Source organism: Paenibacillus sp. BR1-192 (assembly GCF_029542445.1).
Classification (GTDB): domain Bacteria; phylum Bacillota; class Bacilli; order Paenibacillales; family Paenibacillaceae; genus Paenibacillus_AQ; species Paenibacillus_AQ lautus_A.
In genome coordinates, this window is record NZ_CP120718.1 from 6439710 (window position 1) to 6459438 (window position 19729).

General features: G+C 50.9%; 21 protein-coding genes and 1 other annotated feature. Of the genes, 1 reads left to right on the top strand and 20 read right to left on the bottom strand.

Translation table 11 applies throughout. From position 1 onward, the window contains the following. Positions 1-33: 33 nt before the first annotated feature. The 19 genes from rpoB to P0X86_RS29810 form a co-directional block, all read right to left on the bottom strand. Positions 34-3579, bottom strand: coding sequence for a DNA-directed RNA polymerase subunit beta (gene rpoB, locus P0X86_RS29720; protein ID WP_036662748.1), 3546 nt, complete (start codon positions 3577-3579; stop codon positions 34-36). A 348-nt stretch (positions 3580-3927) separates the two neighbouring features. After that, positions 3928-4533 (bottom strand): class I SAM-dependent methyltransferase, encoded by a 606-nt coding sequence (locus P0X86_RS29725; protein ID WP_192572746.1) that lies wholly within the window; start codon positions 4531-4533, stop codon positions 3928-3930. 184 nt (positions 4534-4717) lie between these two features. Continuing rightward, complete coding sequence (gene rplL / locus P0X86_RS29730) at positions 4718-5080, bottom strand: 50S ribosomal protein L7/L12 (RefSeq protein ID WP_009591984.1); 363 nt, start codon at positions 5078-5080, stop codon at positions 4718-4720. A 68-nt stretch (positions 5081-5148) separates the two neighbouring features. Beyond that, positions 5149-5652 (bottom strand): 50S ribosomal protein L10, encoded by a 504-nt coding sequence (gene rplJ / locus P0X86_RS29735; protein WP_009591975.1) that lies wholly within the window; start codon positions 5650-5652, stop codon positions 5149-5151. A gap of 58 nt (positions 5653-5710) precedes the next feature. Continuing rightward, positions 5711-5869: a sequence feature (ribosomal protein L10 leader region), on the bottom strand. A 69-nt stretch (positions 5870-5938) separates the two neighbouring features. Further along, a complete protein-coding gene (gene rplA, locus P0X86_RS29740) occupies positions 5939-6631 on the bottom strand; it encodes a 50S ribosomal protein L1 (RefSeq protein WP_009591966.1) in 693 nt (230 codons plus the stop codon). Positions 6632-6711: 80 nt separating this feature from the next. Then, on the bottom strand, positions 6712-7137 hold the full coding sequence (rplK, locus tag P0X86_RS29745) for a 50S ribosomal protein L11 (RefSeq protein ID WP_006212938.1): 426 nt from the start codon (positions 7135-7137) through the stop codon (positions 6712-6714). 72 nt (positions 7138-7209) lie between these two features. Next, positions 7210-7743, bottom strand: coding sequence for a transcription termination/antitermination protein NusG (nusG, locus tag P0X86_RS29750; protein WP_006212939.1), 534 nt, complete (start codon positions 7741-7743; stop codon positions 7210-7212). 21 nt (positions 7744-7764) lie between these two features. Then, on the bottom strand, positions 7765-7956 hold the full coding sequence (secE, locus tag P0X86_RS29755; protein ID WP_006212940.1) for a preprotein translocase subunit SecE: 192 nt from the start codon (positions 7954-7956) through the stop codon (positions 7765-7767). Between the two features lie 24 nt (positions 7957-7980). Further along, positions 7981-8130 (bottom strand): 50S ribosomal protein L33, encoded by a 150-nt coding sequence (rpmG, locus tag P0X86_RS29760; protein WP_006212941.1) that lies wholly within the window; start codon positions 8128-8130, stop codon positions 7981-7983. A 560-nt stretch (positions 8131-8690) separates the two neighbouring features. After that, positions 8691-9335 (bottom strand): RNA polymerase sporulation sigma factor SigH, encoded by a 645-nt coding sequence (sigH, locus tag P0X86_RS29765; protein ID WP_006212942.1) that lies wholly within the window; start codon positions 9333-9335, stop codon positions 8691-8693. A 205-nt stretch (positions 9336-9540) separates the two neighbouring features. Beyond that, positions 9541-10059 carry an NYN domain-containing protein gene (locus tag P0X86_RS29770; protein WP_036662755.1) on the bottom strand — a complete coding sequence of 173 codons (519 nt, stop codon included), beginning with the start codon at positions 10057-10059 and terminating at the stop codon, positions 9541-9543. A gap of 5 nt (positions 10060-10064) precedes the next feature. Further along, on the bottom strand, positions 10065-10817 hold the full coding sequence (rlmB, locus tag P0X86_RS29775; RefSeq protein ID WP_096777192.1) for a 23S rRNA (guanosine(2251)-2'-O)-methyltransferase RlmB: 753 nt from the start codon (positions 10815-10817) through the stop codon (positions 10065-10067). 92 nt (positions 10818-10909) lie between these two features. After that, positions 10910-11353 carry a Mini-ribonuclease 3 gene (locus P0X86_RS29780; protein WP_009591968.1) on the bottom strand — a complete coding sequence of 148 codons (444 nt, stop codon included), beginning with the start codon at positions 11351-11353 and terminating at the stop codon, positions 10910-10912. Next, complete coding sequence (gene cysS, locus P0X86_RS29785) at positions 11350-12756, bottom strand: cysteine--tRNA ligase (protein ID WP_277747140.1); 1407 nt, start codon at positions 12754-12756, stop codon at positions 11350-11352. The genes P0X86_RS29780 and cysS overlap by 4 nt, the downstream gene beginning before the upstream one ends. 154 nt (positions 12757-12910) lie before the next feature. Beyond that, the gene (gene cysE, locus P0X86_RS29790) at positions 12911-13600 is read right to left on the bottom strand and encodes a serine O-acetyltransferase (protein WP_277747141.1); all 690 of its coding nucleotides are present in this window, start codon (positions 13598-13600) and stop codon (positions 12911-12913) included. Positions 13601-14290: 690 nt separating this feature from the next. Then, the gene (gene gltX / locus P0X86_RS29795) at positions 14291-15754 is read right to left on the bottom strand and encodes a glutamate--tRNA ligase (RefSeq protein ID WP_192570476.1); all 1464 of its coding nucleotides are present in this window, start codon (positions 15752-15754) and stop codon (positions 14291-14293) included. 68 nt (positions 15755-15822) lie between these two features. Beyond that, on the bottom strand, positions 15823-16311 hold the full coding sequence (gene ispF, locus P0X86_RS29800) for a 2-C-methyl-D-erythritol 2,4-cyclodiphosphate synthase (RefSeq protein ID WP_009591976.1): 489 nt from the start codon (positions 16309-16311) through the stop codon (positions 15823-15825). Continuing rightward, entirely contained in the window at positions 16308-17003 is a 696-nt protein-coding gene (gene ispD / locus P0X86_RS29805; RefSeq protein ID WP_277747142.1) for a 2-C-methyl-D-erythritol 4-phosphate cytidylyltransferase, read from the bottom strand. The genes ispF and ispD overlap by 4 nt, the downstream gene beginning before the upstream one ends. 76 nt (positions 17004-17079) lie before the next feature. Further along, the gene (locus P0X86_RS29810) at positions 17080-18168 is read right to left on the bottom strand and encodes a PIN/TRAM domain-containing protein (protein WP_015737636.1); all 1089 of its coding nucleotides are present in this window, start codon (positions 18166-18168) and stop codon (positions 17080-17082) included. A gap of 280 nt (positions 18169-18448) precedes the next feature. Here P0X86_RS29810 and P0X86_RS29815 point away from each other — a divergent pair, with 280 nt between their 5' ends. Next, positions 18449-18844, top strand: a complete 396-nt coding sequence (locus P0X86_RS29815) for a nucleoside triphosphate pyrophosphohydrolase family protein (RefSeq protein ID WP_009594665.1) — start codon at positions 18449-18451, stop codon at positions 18842-18844. Positions 18845-18970: 126 nt separating this feature from the next. On the opposite strand, the gene pssA is transcribed toward P0X86_RS29815, so the two are convergent. Next, the gene (pssA, locus tag P0X86_RS29820) at positions 18971-19705 is read right to left on the bottom strand and encodes a CDP-diacylglycerol--serine O-phosphatidyltransferase (protein ID WP_228468840.1); all 735 of its coding nucleotides are present in this window, start codon (positions 19703-19705) and stop codon (positions 18971-18973) included. Between the last annotated feature and the right edge of the window lie 24 nt (positions 19706-19729).

Below are 19729 nucleotides of genomic sequence, written 5' to 3' on the forward strand. Positions count from 1 at the left end.
ACTAATCAGCCGACGGGGGTGAATGATTGACCGTTATTCCACTCCGACTTCAGCGCCTTCCAAGTTAAGGCTCAGTTTATCACCTTGAGCATCGTCTTCGTCATCGAGTTCTTTCATCTCGATTTCCTCTTCGTTCTCGCTCAGGATTTTAACGTCCATACCGAGAGACTGAAGCTCTTTAATCAATACCTTGAACGATTCAGGAACACCCGGTTCCGGAACGTTCTCGCCTTTGACGATCGATTCGTAGGTTTTCACCCGGCCGACCACGTCATCGGACTTGACGGTAAGAATTTCTTGCAGCGTATAGGCAGCACCGTAAGCTTCAAGCGCCCATACTTCCATCTCACCGAAGCGCTGTCCGCCGAACTGGGCTTTACCACCCAGCGGCTGCTGCGTAACGAGGGAGTATGGTCCCGTGGAACGGGCGTGAATTTTATCGTCAACCATGTGCGCGAGCTTGATCATGTGCATGACGCCGACGGTAACTTCACGTTCAAAACGTTCGCCCGTCCGTCCGTCGTACAACACGGTTTTACCATTGCGCTGCATGCCTGCTTCTTCCATCGTATCAAACACGTCATACTCGCTTGCACCGTCGAATACCGGTGAAGCCACGTGAATGCCGAGCTGGAGCGCAGCCATACCCAAGTGAACCTCAAGCACCTGACCGATGTTCATCCGTGATGGAACCCCCAGAGGATTCAACACAACTTGAACCGGCGTGCCATCCGGCAGGAACGGCATGTCTTCTTCAGGCAAAATACGGGCAACGACACCTTTGTTACCGTGACGTCCGGCCATTTTGTCGCCTTCGGAGATTTTACGTTTCTGTGCGATGTAGACGCGAACCAATTGGTTGACGCCCGGCGGCAATTCGTCGCCGTTCTCACGCGTAAACACCTTCACGTCCACGATGATTCCGTCACTACCGTGAGGAACGCGCAGCGAGGTATCGCGCACTTCGCGAGCCTTCTCACCGAAGATCGCATGCAAGAGACGCTCCTCTGCCGTCAGCTCGGTTACGCCCTTAGGCGTTACCTTACCGACGAGAATGTCGCCAGCGCTGATTTCGGCACCGATGCGGATGATTCCGCGCTCGTCAAGGTTCTTGAGCGCTTCTTCCCCTACGTTAGGAATATCGCGCGTGATTTCCTCCGGACCGAGCTTCGTGTCACGAGCCTCGGATTCGTACTCCTCGATATGGATCGAAGTGTACACATCCTCTTTGACCAGCTTCTCGGAGAGAAGAATCGCATCCTCGTAGTTGTAGCCTTCCCAAGTCATGAACGCAACGACGACGTTGCGGCCCAGTGCCAATTCGCCCATCTCGGTGGATGGTCCGTCTGCCAGGATGTCACCTTTTTTGATCACATCGCCGCGCTTGACGATTGGACGCTGATTGATGCATGTTCCTTGGTTCGAACGCATAAATTTGTGTAATTTATATTTAACAATATCGCCTTTGACTTCTTGTCCGTCGATATTTTCCACGCGGCGGAGCCAGATTTCGTTGGCGGATGAACGTTCAATAATCCCGTCGTATTTGGATACAATACATACACCGGAGTCTTTCGCAGACTTATGCTCCATCCCGGTTCCGACGAGCGGAGCCTTAGGAATAAGAAGCGGAACAGCCTGCCGCTGCATGTTCGATCCCATCAGCGCGCGGTTGGAGTCATCGTTCTCGAGGAACGGGATGAGCGCCGTCGCCACCGACACGACCTGCTTAGGCGATACGTCCATGTAGTCTACACGGTCGCTCGGCATCGGAAGGATGTTGTCGGATTGCTTGTTATAACGGACGATTACCATTTCGTCAGCGAAGGTACCGTCTTCGTTGAGTTCGGCGTTTGCCTGGGCAACGATGTAGTTATCCTCTTCGTCTGCAGTCAGGTAATCGATTTGGTCCGTGACTTTACCGGTCTTCGGATCCACCCAACGGTACGGAGCTTCGATGAAGCCATACTCGTTGATGCGCGCAAACGTCGACAAGGAGTTGATCAGACCGATGTTCGGCCCCTCCGGCGTCTCGATCGGACACATACGGCCATAGTGACTGTGGTGAACGTCCCGCACTTCAAAGCCCGCGCGCTCACGCGTCAAACCGCCCGGTCCGAGTGCAGACAGACGACGTTTGTGCGTCAGTTCCGCTAGCGGGTTAGTCTGATCCATGAACTGGGACAACTGGGAGCTGCCGAAGAACTCTTTGATCGATGCGATAACCGGACGGATGTTGATGAGCGCCTGCGGCGTAATCACGTTCGCATCCTGGATCGACATTCTCTCGCGAACAACGCGTTCCATCCGGGACAAACCGATACGGAACTGATTTTGGAGCAATTCGCCCACAGAACGCAGACGACGGTTACCCAGATGATCGATATCATCCGTATTGCCGATTCCATGCAGCAGGTTGATGAAGTAGCTGATGGAGGAAATGATATCCGCCTGCGTAATATGCTTCACGGATTTATCGATGTTTGCGTTCGCGATGACCTTCACGACTTTTCCGTCCTCGATCGGAGAGAATACGTCGATCGTTTGCAGCGGGATATCCTCGCTGTCCATCACGCCGCCGGCAACATGATAATTCTTGAAGCCTACGCTCTTCTCAAGGTAAGGCATAATCTCGTCCAAAAGACGACGGTCTACGGTTTGACCGGCTTCCGCAACGATCTCACCCGTATCGATGTCTATCAAACTTTCTGCCAAACGTTGATTAAAGAGACGGTTCTTAATATGAAGCTTCTTGTTGATCTTATAACGACCAACGTTAGCCAGATCATAACGCTTCGGATCGAAGAAACGGGCAACGAGAAGGCTCTTCGCATTCTCCAGTGTCGGCGGCTCGCCCGGGCGAAGGCGTTCATAGATTTCAATGAGCGCTTTTTCCGTGGAGTCCGTGTTGTCTTTATCCAGCGTATTTTGAATATATTCATCATTGCCCAGAAGATCCAAAATCTCGGCATCCGTGCCAAAACCAAGCGCACGTAAAAGCACCGTTACAGGGATTTTACGGGTGCGGTCGATCCGGACATAAATAATGTCCTTCGCGTCCATCTCCAGTTCCAGCCAAGCGCCGCGGTTAGGGATAACTGTTGCAGTGTACGTCGTCTTACCGTTTTTATCCACTTTCGTGCTGAAATAGACGCTGGGAGAGCGAACCAACTGGCTGACAATAACCCGTTCGGCACCATTGATAATGAATGTTCCGGTTTCCGTCATTAACGGGAAGTCTCCCATGAACACTTCCTGCTCCTTGACCTCTCCGGTCTCCTTGTTAATGAGCCGGACTTTCACGCGGAGCGGCGCCGCATAAGTAACGTCGCGTTCTTTCGCGTCATCGACGGTGTATTTCGGTTCTCCAAGGCTGTAGTCAATGAACTCTAGCACCAAATTGCCCGTGAAATCCTGGATCGGCGAGATGTCCTGGAACATTTCGCGGAGTCCTTCCTCCAAAAACCATTCATAAGATTTTTGTTGGATTTCAATCAGGTTCGGAACTTCGAGTACCTCGTTAATACGAGCATAACTTCGCCGAGTGCGTCGACCATATTGAACAAGATGTCCTGCCAACTTAAACTCACCCCTCATGTCTACTCACTTTAAAAATTTCATTGCGAACCTCTGTTTGTAACACTATAATGGAACATACAGAGGACACTCCCATAAATAGAGAAAAGCCCTTATCGAATACCTTTTCGAAAAAAGAGCAGCTTATCCATGGTTATGATAATCATCTCATATCCTGTAGATTTGCCCAAAATGTACATATTATACGTCAATATGACCGACTTTATGCGTATTTCCGCATAATAAGTCTTGACATTTCAGCCAACTAAAGACAAAGAGACCATCCTAATACTGACATTTTATAATAATACCATACCAGCATACCCAAGTCAACAGCCTAGTCGAACTATTTTAAGAAGATTTCGTCGCTTTGAATATTCGGTACCCTTTATCCTTCGTTACTTCCTCAACCCGTTCAAATAAACTCTCCAGCTTCGCTTTGGCCGAAGGCGCACCCTGCTTCTTCTGAATCACAACCCACAACTGTCCATTCTCGCGCAGATGTTTCCACGATTCCTCGAATATGGCATGCACCGTTTCTTTTCCCGCACGAATCGGCGGATTGGTCAGAACCACATCAAATTGCTGATCCTTCACCGCCTCAAACAAGTCGCTTTCTAAGATCGTAACGTTGATTATACCGTTGCGCTTCGCATTCTCTTTGGCCAATTCGACAGCCCGGCTATTGATGTCGATCATCGTCACATGGCCTTGTGTGGCCATTCTTGCCGCCGTTAGACCGATCGGGCCGTACCCGCACCCTACATCCAGCACTTGGGCATCCTGCCCGAAGTCCATGGCGTCTATCAACACCTTGCTGCCATAATCCACGCCGCCCTTGGAGAATACGCCAGCGTCGCTGACCAAACTAAATGACTGCCCCCGAAGTTCCGTCTTTAGCTCCTTACGATCATGAGCAATCTCCGGCTGGTTTGAGTAATAATGTTGATTCGGCATCATTTCCTCCGTCTTGAATCAAATTCTGCCCGTCTAAGGCATATCGGCCTTAAGCGCTCCATTATTCCAGTATAACCTTTCCTGCGGAGAATCAGTACGCGTTGAACTCCCCGCCACAATAACAAACCCCTTGAACAAATATTCAAGGGGTTTGCTTCTTGCTGACATTCATCTAGAGAAGTAATTACTTCACTTCTACGGATGCGCCTGCTTCTTCCAATTTAGCTTTAACAGCTTCAGCTTCTTCTTTAGCTACTTTTTCTTTCAATGGTTTTGGAGCGTTGTCAACCAGTTCTTTTGCTTCTTTCAAGCCAAGACCTGTGATTTCGCGAACCACTTTAATTACGTTGATTTTGGACGCCCCTGCGCTAGTCAGGATTACGTCGAATTCGGATTGCTCTGCTTCAGCAGCTGCACCAGCGCCACCTACAACAGCTACTGGAGCTGCAGCAGTTACACCAAATTCTTCTTCGATTGCTTTTACGAGATCGTTCAGTTCCAGAACAGACATACCTTTAATTGCTTCCAAGATTTGCTCTTTGCTCATTTAAGTTGAACCTCCATTTATTATTAAGATTTGATAGTTGTTGTTACACAGCTTCAGCAAGACAAGGCTTATGCGCCTTGTTCTTCCTTCTCAGCAACGGCTTTAACTGCAAGCGCGAAGTTGCGCACTGGAGCTTGAAGCACGCTGAGGAGCATGGAAAGAAGACCTTCGCGGGACGGAAGTTCTGCCAGAGCTTTGATTTCGCTCTCTCCGATTACACGGCCTTCAACTACGCCGCCTTTCAATTTCAACGCGTCGTTTTTCTTAGCAAAATCGTTGAGGATTTTTGCTGGAGCGACAGCGTCATTGGTACCAAAAGCAACAGCTGTAGGACCAGTCAGGACTTCGTCCAGATCAGTCAGCTCTGCTGCCGCAGTTGCACGGCGAAGCAGCGTGTTTTTCAGTACTTGGAACTCGACGCCAGCTTCACGAAGCTGCTTACGAAGTTCAGTTACTTGCGCAACGTTCAGTCCGCGATAGTCAGCAACTACTGTAGATACGCTCTCGCGCAGCTTAGCAGCAACGACATCAACCGCTTCTTGTTTCGCTTGAATCACTTTTGCGTTTGCCAATGATTACACCTCCTGGTTGTATTAGTAGCGTAAGAGCACCAAGCTCTCCGCTCTTCCTACGGGCACTAAAAAAGCCTCCGTAGAATCACGAAGGCCTGATGAATCATCATTTGGCCGGTACAACCGGACAAATTGTTGACGTTCTATCATAACACCTCGGTAGGAAATTAAGCCTGCTTAGGGCACCTACTGTCTACGGTAAGCATATTCAACTTTAAGGGTCAGTCTCGAAGACTCACAACTGTTACATAATATCAAACCTCATCGACTAAAGTCAATGGTAATATTATCTGTAAACGGTTGTGTTCACGCGAGCGCTTGGTCCCATCGTCGAGGAAACAGCGATGCCTTTCAGGTATACACCTTTAGCAGCAGCTGGCTTCGCACGATTCAATGCATCGATGAGAGCTTTGAGGTTCTCATTCAATTGAGCTGCATCGAAAGACACTTTACCGATTGGCGCGTGAATTTGACCTGCTTTGTCCAGACGGTACTCGATTTTACCGGCTTTGATTTCTTGAACAGCCTTGGCAACATCGAATGTAACCGTACCAGCTTTAGGGTTAGGCATCAGGCCTTTACCACCGAGCAGACGGCCAAGTTTACCGACTTCACTCATCATATCAGGTGTAGCTACGCAGACATCGAACTCGAACCAGCCTTGTTGGATTTTGTTGATCATGTCCTGATCGCCAACAAAATCAGCGCCAGCCGCTTCAGCCTCTTTCGCTTTTTCACCTTTTGCAAATACCAGAACGCGTTGTGTTTTACCTGTGCCGTGAGGCAAGACAACAACACCACGAACAGCCTGGTCTTGTTTACGCGGGTCTACGCCCAAACGTACAGCCGCTTCAACAGTTTCGTCGAATTTGGCAGTTGCAGCCTTCTTCACAAGCTCTACAGCTTCCAAAGGCTCATAAGTTGCTTCGCTGTCAATCAGCTTGGCAGCTTCAACGTATTTCTTGCCGTGTTTAGCCATGTTTGTTTTCCTCCTTTGTGGTGTTAGCGGAAATTCCTCCCACATAATCCGGACCTCGTCCGGTTTCAACCGAAAGACGATTAGTCTTCGATTGTGATACCCATACTACGGGCAGTACCTTCTACCATCTTCATTGCAGCTTCAACGGATGCAGCGTTCAGGTCAGGCATTTTTTGCTCAGCGATTTGACGAACAGCGTCACGCTTAACGGTAGCCACTTTCTTCTTGTTAGGCTCGCCGGATCCTTTTTCGATCTTAGCAGCCACGCGAAGCAGAACAGCAGCCGGTGGAGTTTTCGTGATGAACGTAAAGGAACGATCTTCAAACACCGAAATTTCAACCGGAATGATCAGACCAGCTTGATCAGCAGTACGTGCGTTGAATTCTTTACAGAATGCCATGATGTTGACACCCGCTTGACCCAATGCAGGACCTACTGGAGGAGCCGGGTTCGCTTTACCTGCAGGAATTTGCAGTTTCACAATCTTGATAACTTTTTTAGCCATGGTTGACACCTCCTTGCATCAATAGTGGTAGACGGACGCGTATTTACGCCCTCCCACAAGAAACCTGAAGAATCAGATCTTCTCCACTTGAGTATAATCCAACTCCAGCGGGGTTTCCCGTCCAAACATGTTGACGTGAACTTTCAACTTGCTCTTTTCAGCCAAAATCTCTTCCACGGAGCCCACAAAATTCGCAAAAGGACCAACCTTGATACGAACGGATTCCTTGATGTCGAATTCGATCTTCGGTTTCGGCTCTTCCATGCCCATATGCTTCAGAATCTGTTCCACTTCTTCCGGAAGCAAAGGCGTCGGTTTAGAACCGGACCCTGTCGAACCAACAAAACCGGTCACTCCTGGCGTATTGCGGACAACATACCAAGAATCATCGGTCTGAATCATTTCGACCAAGACATATCCCGGGTAAACTTTACGCATGACGGTTTTTTTCTTGCCGTCTTTGTTTACGATTTCTTCTTCCATCGGAACAAGAACGCGGAATATTTTGTCCTCCATGCCCATGGACTCGACACGTTTTTCCAAATTGGCTTTGACTTTATTCTCATACCCAGAATAGGTATGAACTACGTACCATCTTTTTTCCATATCAAGCCACCTGGGACCCTTCTAAATTATCGCTTCGATCACAGCGGAAATACCGATGTCTACAACCCAAAAATAAATCGTGACAAACACAATGGTGCCTAGAACAATGAGAGTATAGTTCGTCAGTTCTTTACGATTGGGCCAGCGAACTTTTTTAAGTTCCGCCCAGCTTTCAGAGAAAAAGGAAAACAGAGACTTGAAACCACGTTTCACGCCGACTACACCTCCAAAAGAAAACTATCTGGTTTCGCGATGAGGAGTTTGCTCGTTACAGAACTTGCAAAATTTCTTCATCTCCATGCGGTCGGGGTGATTTCGCTTGTTTTTGGTGGTTGTGTAGTTTCTTTGTTTGCAGCTTGTACAAGCCAAAGTGATAATTACCCGCATGATGTGCACCTCCCGAAGACGTCCTTCTTTGTCAGAAGAATCGATATTGATCCTAGTAGAAACAACCTTATTCTCATCGAAAACCGGTTATTTCTGCGAGATGAATAAAACCGTTGTTCCAAAAGCTGTAACAACGATCCATTCATAAAACACGCGAATTTAGGCCTACCTAAAACACTTTATCACAAGGATAGCGCCATTTCAAGCCTTTTTCTCTCTGATTGCGGGCTGCAATAAATGCCATTGCCAGCTAAACCAGGGAATAAGTCCCCGGCTTATTGTACACCTTCCGCTGTAAAAAACTGTGGCGTTTCACAGTCTTTGTCCATCTTGCATAGCATTTAGCCTATATCCAGTATGTTCAATCTTCCAACAGATGAAACACCAAATATTACACATAATGCGAAAATGGACATCTCTGAATTGCGTCCTATCACGTCTGCCGTCAAAGATCATGGCGGTAAAGCATGCAAAGATCCTTCACCGGCCATCCCGAAATACGATGCTGCAATTAAAAAAAGGCTCAGATTGAGCCTTCTGCTTCTTGTCCGACATTTGCTTTAATTATCCCTGACCTCCAGATAACGCTCAAGCTTTCGCTTTACCCGCTGGAGGGCATTGTCAATCGATTTCACGTGACGCCTCAAATCTACCGCGATTTCTTGATAGGAACGACCGTCCAAATAAAGCATCAAGACTTTCCGTTCCAGATCGCTTAAGATCTCTGACATCTTGTCTTCCAGGCCGACAAACTCCTCTTGATTGATGATCAGTTCCTCCGGATCGCTTACCGCTGTACCACAAATGACATCCAGCAGCGTACGGTCCGAGTCCTCGTCATAAATCGGCTTGTCCAAAGAGACATACGAATTGAGCGGAATATGCTTCTGTCTCGTAGCGGTCTTGATCGCCGTAATGATCTGCCTGGTAATGCAGAGCTCGGCAAAGGCCTTGAACGAGGACAGCTTATCCCCTTTAAAATCACGAATTGCCTTGTACAGCCCGATCATGCCTTCCTGGACGATATCCTCCCGGTCGGCCCCAATCAGAAAATAGGAACGGGCTTTAGCACGTACAAAATTCCGGTACTTATTGATCAAATACTCCAGCGCCCCGCTGTCACCCTCGCGGACCGCCTCGACAATGTCTTCATCGCTTATCACATCATACCCTGACAACATGACTTCCTTGAGGTCCACACTCAATAGAATCCCTCCGGCCCGGAACGCACGGTAGCCCGTCACTCGCTTGAAATATATGACAAGTATATATGATGTCTACTAGACCGTCAACCACGTTCTACCTAAAATAGACCGATAATAACATTTAATGTAAACTATTTCGTAGATTCATATATTGTTTCATTTTCCAAATGAGCCGACCTTTCGTCCCTCATGGTGTAAAACTGTGTTACTCCCTTCGCCAGCGCTCGAACGCCTGTCTCACATCCGGCGGCAGCTTCCCGTCAAGCGTATTTCTGCTCTTGGTATGCTCTTTCGTAATCTTCTGCTTCACTTCGCGCTCGCTCTGCTCGACCTCGCTCAGCAATTCCCGGGCGGACAGCCGGAGTGCTCCTCTAGCAAAAATGACGTGCTGCTCGATTAAATCGCTGGTTGCCACATAAATTTTACGCCGTCGATGGCTAAACTCGCCGACAAGCCGCTCAATACACTCATCGGCAGTTTCCTTCTCTTTCGTAAAAAACACCTGCACCTTGCCTTGCGTGTAGGATTTCCCCAAGCCCGGGACCCGGTACGCGTCAAAAATCACCACGACTCTGAGCCCAGAATACGCTTGGTAATCCGCTAATTTCTCAAGCAGCAAGTCCCGCGCTTCGTGCATGCTGCTATTGGCAAGCTTCGCAAGATGCGGCCAGCCGCCGATCATGTTATAACCGTCGACCAGCAGCACATCCCGCCAATCGGCCATCATCGCTAACCTTGCAGGCGGCGACGGCGAAGCACTTCGTACATGACGACGCCTGCGGCAACCGAGGCGTTAAGCGAATTGATTTTTCCGGCCATCGGCAGTTTCACAAGCACATCGCATTTCTCGCGGATCAGACGCCCCATCCCTTTATTCTCATTGCCGATAACGATGGCGACCGGCCCGTCGAAAACCTCGGTATCATACAATTCCTGAACGGCATCGACCACGGTTCCGACAACCCACACGCCCATTTCCTTCAGCTGATCGATGGTTTGGCCCAGATTGGTCACTCTGGCTACAGGAACATACTCCACCGCGCCGGCCGATGTTTTGGATACCGTTGCCGTTATCTGCGCGGATCTGCGCTTAGGCAATATGACGCCGTGAGCGCCCGTGCAGTCGGCCGTTCGGAGAATCGATCCCAGATTGTGCGGATCCTCGATCTCGTCCAGAAGCAGCAGGAAAGGCGGCTCGCCTTTTTCCTCCGCGGCCTTCAGCAAATCGTCCACTTCCACATAAGCGTAGGGTGCCGCCTGGGCAACCACGCCTTGATGCTGGACTCCGGGAACCATCTGATCCAGCTTCCGTTTGTCCACATGCTGAACGACGATGCCCAGCTTCTTCGCTTCCGCGATGATCGGCAGGGTCAGATGCTTTTGCGCGTTTTCGGCAATCCATATTTTATTGATCGTGCGTCCGGATTTGAGCGCTTCCGTGACGGAATGCTTACCGGCTACTACTTCCTCTTCTTGCATCATGTAGGTCTCCTCCTGCATATCAGCCGGCGTCCCCCTCGCTTGGGAAAAACCGGCTGTATCGTTTCATGTTGATGCCTATATTGCCACACGGTTTATTTAACGGACCCCTCGATAAACTCGATGCTCTTTCCGATGAGTTCACGGAGACGGTCCTGCTCTCCCGCATAATATAAATACCCAACCAGCGTCTCGAATGCCGTTGCATGCCGATATTCCAGCACGTCGGCATTCTTCGGTATGCTGCCTGATTTGGCATTGCGCCCCTGACGCACCACATCGCGCTCTTCCTCCGTCAGCTCCGGATCCAGAAAAGCCAATATCCGGCTCTGCGCCTTCGCCGAAACGAAGCTCGTGGCCGAACGGTGCAAGTGATGGGGACGGAGATTGGCCCGTGATATCAGAAACTGCCTCACCGCCACCTCATAAATGGCATCCCCGATATAAGCGAGCACGATGGGCGGGATTAAACGGGCCGGCTTCGACGGCGGAAAATCAAACCAGCCTACTGCAGGATCCTGATGCTTATCCCCGCTCATTTACGCCGCCAGCGCATGCCCTGCGCCGTATCCTCCAGCACGATGCCTTCGTCCGCCAGCTTGTCGCGGATTTCGTCCGCTCGGGCCCAGTTTTTATTCTTGCGGGCTTCGACACGTTCGGCAATCAGCGCTTCGATTTCCTCATCCAGCAATTCATCCGTACCTGTGTTCACGATGCGGAGCACGCCGTTCATTTCGTTGAAAGCACGCAGCACTTCATGCAGATCCGCGGCAGGAATCGATGCTTCCTTCAGCAGCTGATTCGCCTCGCTGGCCCATTGGAACATCGCGGTGATGGCGTCCGGCGTGTTGAAATCGTCCTGCATTTTCTCGTGAAATTCGACAAGCACGGCCGATATTTTGTCGGCTACGTCCTGGCTGACTTGATCGTCCTTGGAGCCGATCGCCGTGCCCAATCGATGTTCGACGTTTGCCGCCGCATTCGCGAGGCGTTCCACGCTGTTCTGTGCCTGTTCCATCACCTCGTCGCTGTAATTCAGCGGGTTGCGGTAGTGGGTGGACAACATGAAATAGCGAACGGCTTCTTTCGTATACTGTTCGCGAAGTTCCTTAACCAATACGCCGTTGCCCAGCGATTTCGACATTTTCTCGTTGTTGATGCGGATATATCCATTATGCATCCAATAGTTCGCGAGCGGTTTGCCCGTCAATGCCTCGGACTGCGCCACTTCGCATTCATGGTGCGGAAACTGCAGATCCTGGCCGCCGCCGTGGATATCCAAGGTATCCCCGAGATAGCGGCGAGCCATGGCGGAGCACTCGATATGCCAGCCCGGGCGGCCGTCGCCCCATGGACTGCTCCAGTAGATCTCTCCCGGCTTCGCGGCTTTCCACAGCACGAAGTCCTCTGGATTTTCCTTCCGCTTATCCACTTCGATCCGGATCCCGAACTGGAGCTCATCGAGGTTCTGCTGGGACAGCTTGCCGTAGTCGTCGAACTTGCGGGTCCGGTAGAATACGTCTCCGCCGTTCTCATAAGCAAAGTCGCGATCAATGAGCTCCTGGATGAATTCGATGATGCTCTCCATATTGTCCGTTACCCGCGGATTCAATGTCGCTCTGGGTATGCCGAGACCGTCCAAATCCTCGTAATAGGCGCTGATGAACTTCTCTGCAACCTCCGGAACGGTCGTCCCGGTTTGCTCCGCTTTCCGAATCATTTTGTCATCCACGTCCGTGAAGTTCACCACGTAATTCACGTCGTTGCCCTGATTCTCGAAGTACGCTCGAACCACGTCGAAAAAAATCATCGGGCGGGCATTGCCGATATGGATATAGTCGTACACGGTAGGACCGCATACGTAGATCTTTACCTTACCGGGTTCCTGGGCAACAAACGTTTCTTTCATGCGGGTTAGCGTGTTATAGATTTGCAGTGCCATATTGTATCATCTCAATCCTTTCGTTCCATCGCTTATTGTCTTTTACTTCAAAGCCTGCGTAACGCATTGATTCATGTTGAAGATGATGTATCGAAATCGCTATATGAAGTCAGGCTATGCATCGTCCAAGGCATCCAAGGTTATGGGAGTTCTTCTATTCTTCCTTGGCCGAAGACACGACAGCCTCGGAAACCATCGCTTGATGCCGGCTTCCCTTGCTCTCATCCAGCTCCGCCCGGAGCTGATTGATCTCCTTCTGCATCGAACGGAGCGTATCGACAATCGGATCGGGCAGGTTCGTGTGATCCAGCCGGTCGCGCACCCGCTCCCCGTTCTGTTTCACGACTTTGCCGGGATTGCCAACGACGGTGCTGTTCGGGGGTACGGGCCTTAATACGACCGCGTTGGATCCGATGTTACAGTTATCCCCAATCGTAAAAGAACCTAGCACTTTCGCTCCGGATCCGATGACCACGTTGTTGCCGATGGTCGGATGCCGCTTGCCTTTTTCCTTACCGGTTCCGCCAAGGGTCACCCCCTGGTAGATCACCACGTCGTCTCCGATCTCGCAGGTCTCTCCAATGACAACCCCCATGCCATGGTCGATGAACAGCCGACTCCCGATACGGGCGCCCGGATGAATCTCGATGCCTGTCATGAACCGGCTGATCTGAGATATGATCCGTGCCAGCGTATACCACCGCCGCTTAAATAATGCATGAGCCACCCGGTGCGCCCACAGGGCGTGAAGTCCCGAGTAGGTGAATACCACTTCAAAAAGTCCCCGGGCGGCCGGGTCATTCTCGAACACTGTCCGAATATCCGATTTCATCTGTTTAAACATGAACGCTCCCTCTTTCCCCTCTTCCAATCGCGCATGCAACTTGCTATCCATCGTTATTCCTGTAATAAAAAACGCCCCTGCAGCTTATCGCTGCAGAGGCGCTAGACCGCGGTTCCACTCTGCTTCGAACCGGCACAAGACTCCTCCCTTCGTCAGGGACGGATTCTACCGATTCTCTTCATGTCATTAACGGCAGACGACCGGCATGATCTAACGATTGCGTTCGCTTCAACCATGCAGCTCACAGGTGCATTTCCGCTGCAGGCGACGGGACAACTCTCAGCCGGCAGATTCAAGTGGTTCTTGTCTTCTGCCGATTGTCCTCTCTGGAACGTGCCTGTTTTACGCGTACTTCTCCTGATCGTAGCTTTTTAAACGTTTATAGTTGTTGATCCAGACTTTATAAATGACCGCGTGGCTCACTAGAGACGCTGCGCTGACGGCTTGTGCTTCCGATCGCTGTTGCCTTCCGATTTCTTTAACGATATTAATTAGGTTGAAATCGGAAGGCAAAGGCGAACGCTTCGCTTCTCCAGAACGATTCCGTCCTCTCCGCTACTTCCCTGTATGAGTATAAATGCACCATTTAATAAAACCCTAGATCTAAGAATATTTCACTTCTAGTTTGGTGTAATTATAACTGATGATATACGGGCTGACAAGGAACGTTTATTGCGGATGCCGCCCGAGTTATGCGCCCTTGATCTGGGAACGCAAACGGTCAAGCACGCGGTCCCTGCCAAGCAGCCAGATCGTCTGGTTCAAGTCGCGGCCATGGGTTTGTCCCGTCAGGGCTACGCGGATCGGCATGAAGAGCTGTTTGCCCTTAAACCCGGTCTCCTTCTGGACTTCCTTGATCATGGCGGCGATCTTCTGCGCGTTAAACTCATCGGACTGTTCGATCTTCGCCAGGAATGCGGACAGTACGGCAGGCACCTGCTCGCCGCCCATCACTTCGATCCCCTCGGCATCCAGCTCCAGGTGCGTTCGGAAGAACACTTCCGACAGATCCACGATATCCGAAGCCGCCGTCATCTGCTCCTGATAGAGCGCCACGAGCGCGCGTGCCCATTCCTCCTGCTCGGCCGTAAGCTTGGACGGCAAACGGCTGGCTTTCTGCAAATGCGGAATGGCCAAATCGGCGATCCGGTCCGGATCCGCGTTCTTAATGTACGTGTTGTTCATATGAGCCAGCTTGTTCGTGTCGAATACCGCCGGGCTCTTGGACAAGCGATGCTCATCGAAGATCGAGATCAGCTGCTCTTGGGAGAACACTTCCTCTTCCCCTTCCGGAGACCAGCCCAGCAGCGAGATGAAGTTGAACAGCGCTTCAGGCAAATAACCAAGCTGGTCATACTGCTCGATGAACTGGATGATCGATTCGTTGCGCTTGCTCAGCTTCTTGTGATCCTCGCCCACGATCAGGGTCATATGCCCGAACTGAGGGGGCTCCCACCCGAAGGCTTCATAGATCATCAGCTGACGCGGCGTATTGGAGATATGATCCTCCCCGCGCAGCACATGGCTGATCTTCATGAGATGATCATCCAAAGCTACCGCGAAATTGTAGGTAGGAATGCCGTCTTTTTTGACGATGACGAAGTCGCCCGTCTCTTTGCTGTTAAACGAAATCGTGCCCTTCACCATATCGTCGAACGTGTAGACGCGGTCTTCCGGCACGCGGAAGCGGATGCTCGCCACGCGGCCTTCAGCCTCAAGCGCCTGGCGCTGCTCTTCGGTCAAATCGCGATGCTTCCCGGAATAGCGCGGCGTTTCGCCCCTAGCCATCTGCTCTTCCCGCTCCTGCTCCAGCTCTTCCTCCGTGCAGTAGCAGCGGTAAGCAAGCCCGCGATCCAGAAGGTCCTGCCAATATTGTTTATAAATATCAAGACGCTCGGTCTGGCGGTAAGGTCCGTACTCGCCCCCGACATCCACGCTCTCGTCCCAATCCATGCCCAGCCACTTCAAGTACTTCAGCTGGCTCTGCTCGCCGCCTTCCACGTTGCGTTTCACATCCGTATCCTCGATGCGGATAATGAATTTCCCGTTGTTCTTGCGGGCGAATAAATAATTGAATAATGCCGTTCTGGCATTGCCGATATGTAAATGTCCCGTTGGACTCGGTGCATAGCGCACGCGGACTTCTCCGGTCATTGTAACCCCTCCGCTTCCCTATTCTACAAAGTTTCCCAGTTCAAAAACTCCCTTTTTGAACGCATACTTCAAGATGATAGCACACCTTTTACAAGGCAGACAACCGACTGCGCGGCGATTCCTTCGCCCCTGCCGGTAAACCCGAGCTGCTCGGTGGTGGTCGCCTTCACGTTCACCTGATCCACCTCGGCATCCAGCGCTTTGGCGATCACTTCCGCCATTTGCGGAATGTATGGCGCCATCTTCGGCTTCTGGGCAATAATCGTGGAATCGATATTACCAAGTCTATACCCGCGTTCCTTTGCCATGACCCATACCTGTTCCAAAAGCTTCAGGCTGTCGGCGTCTTTAAAGGCAGGATCGTTATCGGGAAAATGGCGTCCGATGTCGCCAAGCCCCAGCGCCCCCAGGATCGCGTCCGTCACGGCGTGCAGCAGCACGTCGGCGTCGGAGTGCCCGAGCAGACCTTTGTCATGCGGAATCGTGACCCCTCCGATGATGCACGGCCTTCCTTCTACGAGCTGATGTACGTCAAACCCTTGTCCTACTCGAATCATTCCATGTCCTCTCCCTTACGTTTCTGTAAAAAAGCCGCATATTCCAGATCCTCCGGCGTGGTGATTTTGATGTTGCTGTATTTCCCCTCCACCACGGTGACCGGATGCCCTGCCCGCTCCATCAGCATGGCGTCGTCGGTGCCGACGAATCCCTCCTTCGCCGCAGCTTCATGCGAGGACAGCAGGTCGGAAAGACGAAAAGCCTGTGGGGTCTGGACGGCCCACAGACTTTGACGGTCCGGGGTACCTGTAATCAGCCCCTTACCGTTCACCTGCTTAATCGTATCCTTCACGGGAACCCCGAGTACCGAGGCGCCTTCGCGGATCGCCGCATCGCGGCAGGCTTCAATTTCCTCTTGCGTTACGAACGGCCTTACGCCGTCATGTATCATTACCCATTCTGAAGAGATTTGCTTGATGCCTTGATATACGGACTGTTGTCTCTCGCTTCCGCCCGGGATTACGGCAGACACCTTATCCAAACCGTATTCCTGCACCCAGGACTGGCAGCGAGAAACATCATCCATCCCCGTTACAAGCACAATTTCCTGCAGCCATGGTATCCGGCTGAATGCTTCAAGCGTATGAACGATAATGGGCTTACCGTCCAGAACCAAGTACTGCTTGCTCTCCCGGGTGCCCATCCTCGTTCCTTTTCCCGCCGCTACGATGACGGCGCCGAAGTTACTCATCACACACCAAACTCCTGTCTCACCCAAACGCCACAAAAGGACGAATACCGGATATGTATATCCCCATCATACCCCTTTACTGGGCTTTTTCCAACAGTTTTGGTTTCGCGAAGATCATCCGGCCCGCCGAGGTTTGCAGCACGCTGGTAACCAGCACCTCCATCATTGTGCCGATATACTCGCGTCCGCCCTCCACTACGATCATCGTGCCGTCATCCAGATATGCGACGCCCTGACCATGCTCTTTGCCGTCCTTGATTATCTGCACCAGAATTTCTTCCCCTGGCAGAACCACCGGCTTCACCGCGTTGGCCAGGTCGTTAATGTTCAACACCGACACGCCCTGCAGCTCGCAAACCTTGTTCAAGTTGAAATCATTCGTGACCACTTTGCCTTGAAGCACTTTGGCGAGTTTCACCAGCTTGCTGTCCACTTCGGATATCTCCTCAAAGTCGCCTTCGTAGATAAGCACCTTTACATCCAGTTCCTTCTGGATTTTGTTCAAGATATCAAGCCCGCGCCGGCCGCGATTTCGCTTTAGAAGATCCGAGGAGTCCGCAATATGCTGAAGCTCCTCCAGGACGAATTCGGGAATGACAATCGTTCCTTCAATAAATCCGGTTTTGCAAATATCTGCGATCCTGCCATCAATAATAACGCTTGTATCCAGAATTTTATGTTCCTCCACGCGCCGGCCTTCCGGCTCGGCGGTTTGGCTCCACTTCCCCGACATCCATAGGGAAGCCAGTTCATCCTTCTTCTCCAATCCAATGCGTAAACCGATGTAGCCGCCGAGCAGGGTGATGCCAACCTGCAGCAGCTGCCCTGCTTGTCCGAGCAAGGATAGCCCCGGTGAGAGCAATAAAGACAGCAGCAAACCGCTTAACAATCCCGCCGTTCCCGCGGCCAGCTCATTCATCGGGATCCGGGAGAACGAAGAGATCAGGCTGTGCAGCCATCTCGTTACCCGGTCCGCCGACAGCACGCCGATCATGCCAAACAATAATCCTCCAAGCACCGCGAAGGCTCCGCTTCCCGCTGCAAATATTCCTTGTCCAAACATAGGCGAGAGCCCTGAGAAAGACCGTTCCATTGTATGATATAACGTATACCCGCCCCATGCTCCGCATAATACCGTAAATGCTAAGATAGCTTTTTTTAACATGAGCTTCCGCACACCTCCTTTTTATACCTGATAATCTTGGCTTCTATTTCCAGTATGGTCCAATTTGCAAAGTCGTAATCGTGCCGATTGAAGTTTTTCTTATAAAGTTTCCGGATGCGATGACCTGCCTGTTTTTACCTACACCCATCAGGCTTTGACGTGTACTGACATCGACCTCAAAACTGGAATTGACCGCCTTTACACGCCTGAAACTGGTTGAAATCGGCTGAAGTAGTGGAATATAATGAACTCAATTCATAATATCGAGGTGGATGTATAAATGAGCGCTCCTAGTTTACAGGCTTTTCAGGACCAAGTTTCCGAATTGTTGCTCCGTCACCGCAGTCTCTTGGATGTTCTGTCTAAAAATGGTCAAAGCAATGCTTCAGTCAACCGGGCCGTCACCAAGGCCATCACAGAATGCGGATGCATCGAGCTCCACGCCACGAAGCAAACCTTCGATATCGGCGCTGATCTCGAATCAGCCCGGGAATTGGCAGGCACGCACGTCGAAGGCCATCTGTGCGAGAATTGCCGCGAAGCGGTAAGCACCGAGCTTGGCCGCAACCTATTTTATATGTCTGCCCTTGCGAATCTTCTGGACATTCAACTGGATGAGGTTGTTGTCAAGGAGTCGCAGAAATGCTCCACATTGGGTCTCTTCAACCTGTCGTAAAGCCGCTTACATACCGAAACGGTCCTTAACGGCAAGGTGCTCCATGCATACAAAAAAAGCATTTATCTCGCTGCTCCTGGCAGGGAAATAAATGCTTTTTATTTGGATATATGTCCTTGCATCCGTTTACCGGTCCGAAGACTGATAGGCTTCATCGGAATTGCGGTCATCTTTTTTGCGACGGTTTTTACGGTTAAGCCTGCGGAAATTCTGCTTCAAGCCGTAACCAGCATACAACACCAAAGGCACGAAGATCAGCATGGAGGTCTGCTCCGGAAAGAACACGGCTACCATCACGGCGCCAATGATGACCAAAGGCGTAAATTTAATCGCTGTTTTCGGAATGCCGATCTTTTTGAAATTCGGGTACTTGACTGAGCTAACCATGAGGTAAGAAAGCAATAGTACGGCAAAAATCATATAAGGTGCTGTAATCTCTTCATGGAACAACGCCAGGGTGGCGAGCACGCCTCCCGCTGCGGGGATCGGCAGGCCGATAAAATATCCCGGGATGCCCGGACGAACATTGAATCTTGCAAGCCGCAGTGCGCCGCACATCGGAAATATGGCGGTCACTGTCCAAGCCAATGCGGTATTAATATCCGTAAACGCTACGGTATACATAATAAGTGCCGGTGCTACGCCAAATGAAATCACATCGGACAAGGAGTCAAGTTCCTTGCCGAATTCGCTTTGGGCATTCAAGGCCCGAGCTACCCGACCATCCAGTCCGTCAAGGAGCATGGCAATGATAATCATAATGGCAGCCATACTCGTTCGACCTTCCGTCGCCAAGATGATACCAATCATTCCGAGAAACAGATTACCTAAAGTAAACATGTTCGGAATTGATTTCGTCATTTTTATATTCACCTCGTTCATGTA

Coding starts and splice junctions, on each gene's coding strand:
- P0X86_RS29815 (WP_009594665.1), top strand. CDS start 18,449: ATGAGCGCTCCTAGTTTACAGGCTTTTCAGGACCAAGTTTCCGAATTG.
- rplK (WP_006212938.1), bottom strand. CDS start 7,137: ATGGCTAAAAAAGTTATCAAGATTGTGAAACTGCAAATTCCTGCAGGT.
- cysE (WP_277747141.1), bottom strand. CDS start 13,600: ATGTTTAAACAGATGAAATCGGATATTCGGACAGTGTTCGAGAATGAC.
- rplA (WP_009591966.1), bottom strand. CDS start 6,631: ATGGCTAAACACGGCAAGAAATACGTTGAAGCTGCCAAGCTGATTGAC.
- P0X86_RS29770 (WP_036662755.1), bottom strand. CDS start 10,059: ATGGCCGATTGGCGGGATGTGCTGCTGGTCGACGGTTATAACATGATC.
- cysS (WP_277747140.1), bottom strand. CDS start 12,756: ATGGCACTGCAAATCTATAACACGCTAACCCGCATGAAAGAAACGTTT.
- P0X86_RS29725 (WP_192572746.1), bottom strand. CDS start 4,533: ATGCCGAATCAACATTATTACTCAAACCAGCCGGAGATTGCTCATGAT.
- ispF (WP_009591976.1), bottom strand. CDS start 16,311: ATGATTCGAGTAGGACAAGGGTTTGACGTACATCAGCTCGTAGAAGGA.
- ispD (WP_277747142.1), bottom strand. CDS start 17,003: ATGAGTAACTTCGGCGCCGTCATCGTAGCGGCGGGAAAAGGAACGAGG.
- P0X86_RS29780 (WP_009591968.1), bottom strand. CDS start 11,353: ATGAGCGGGGATAAGCATCAGGATCCTGCAGTAGGCTGGTTTGATTTT.
- gltX (WP_192570476.1), bottom strand. CDS start 15,754: ATGACCGGAGAAGTCCGCGTGCGCTATGCACCGAGTCCAACGGGACAT.
- rplL (WP_009591984.1), bottom strand. CDS start 5,080: ATGAGCAAAGAGCAAATCTTGGAAGCAATTAAAGGTATGTCTGTTCTG.
- pssA (WP_228468840.1), bottom strand. CDS start 19,705: ATGACGAAATCAATTCCGAACATGTTTACTTTAGGTAATCTGTTTCTC.
- rlmB (WP_096777192.1), bottom strand. CDS start 10,817: ATGATGCAAGAAGAGGAAGTAGTAGCCGGTAAGCATTCCGTCACGGAA.
- rpmG (WP_006212941.1), bottom strand. CDS start 8,130: ATGCGGGTAATTATCACTTTGGCTTGTACAAGCTGCAAACAAAGAAAC.
- P0X86_RS29810 (WP_015737636.1), bottom strand. CDS start 18,168: ATGTTAAAAAAAGCTATCTTAGCATTTACGGTATTATGCGGAGCATGG.
- nusG (WP_006212939.1), bottom strand. CDS start 7,743: ATGGAAAAAAGATGGTACGTAGTTCATACCTATTCTGGGTATGAGAAT.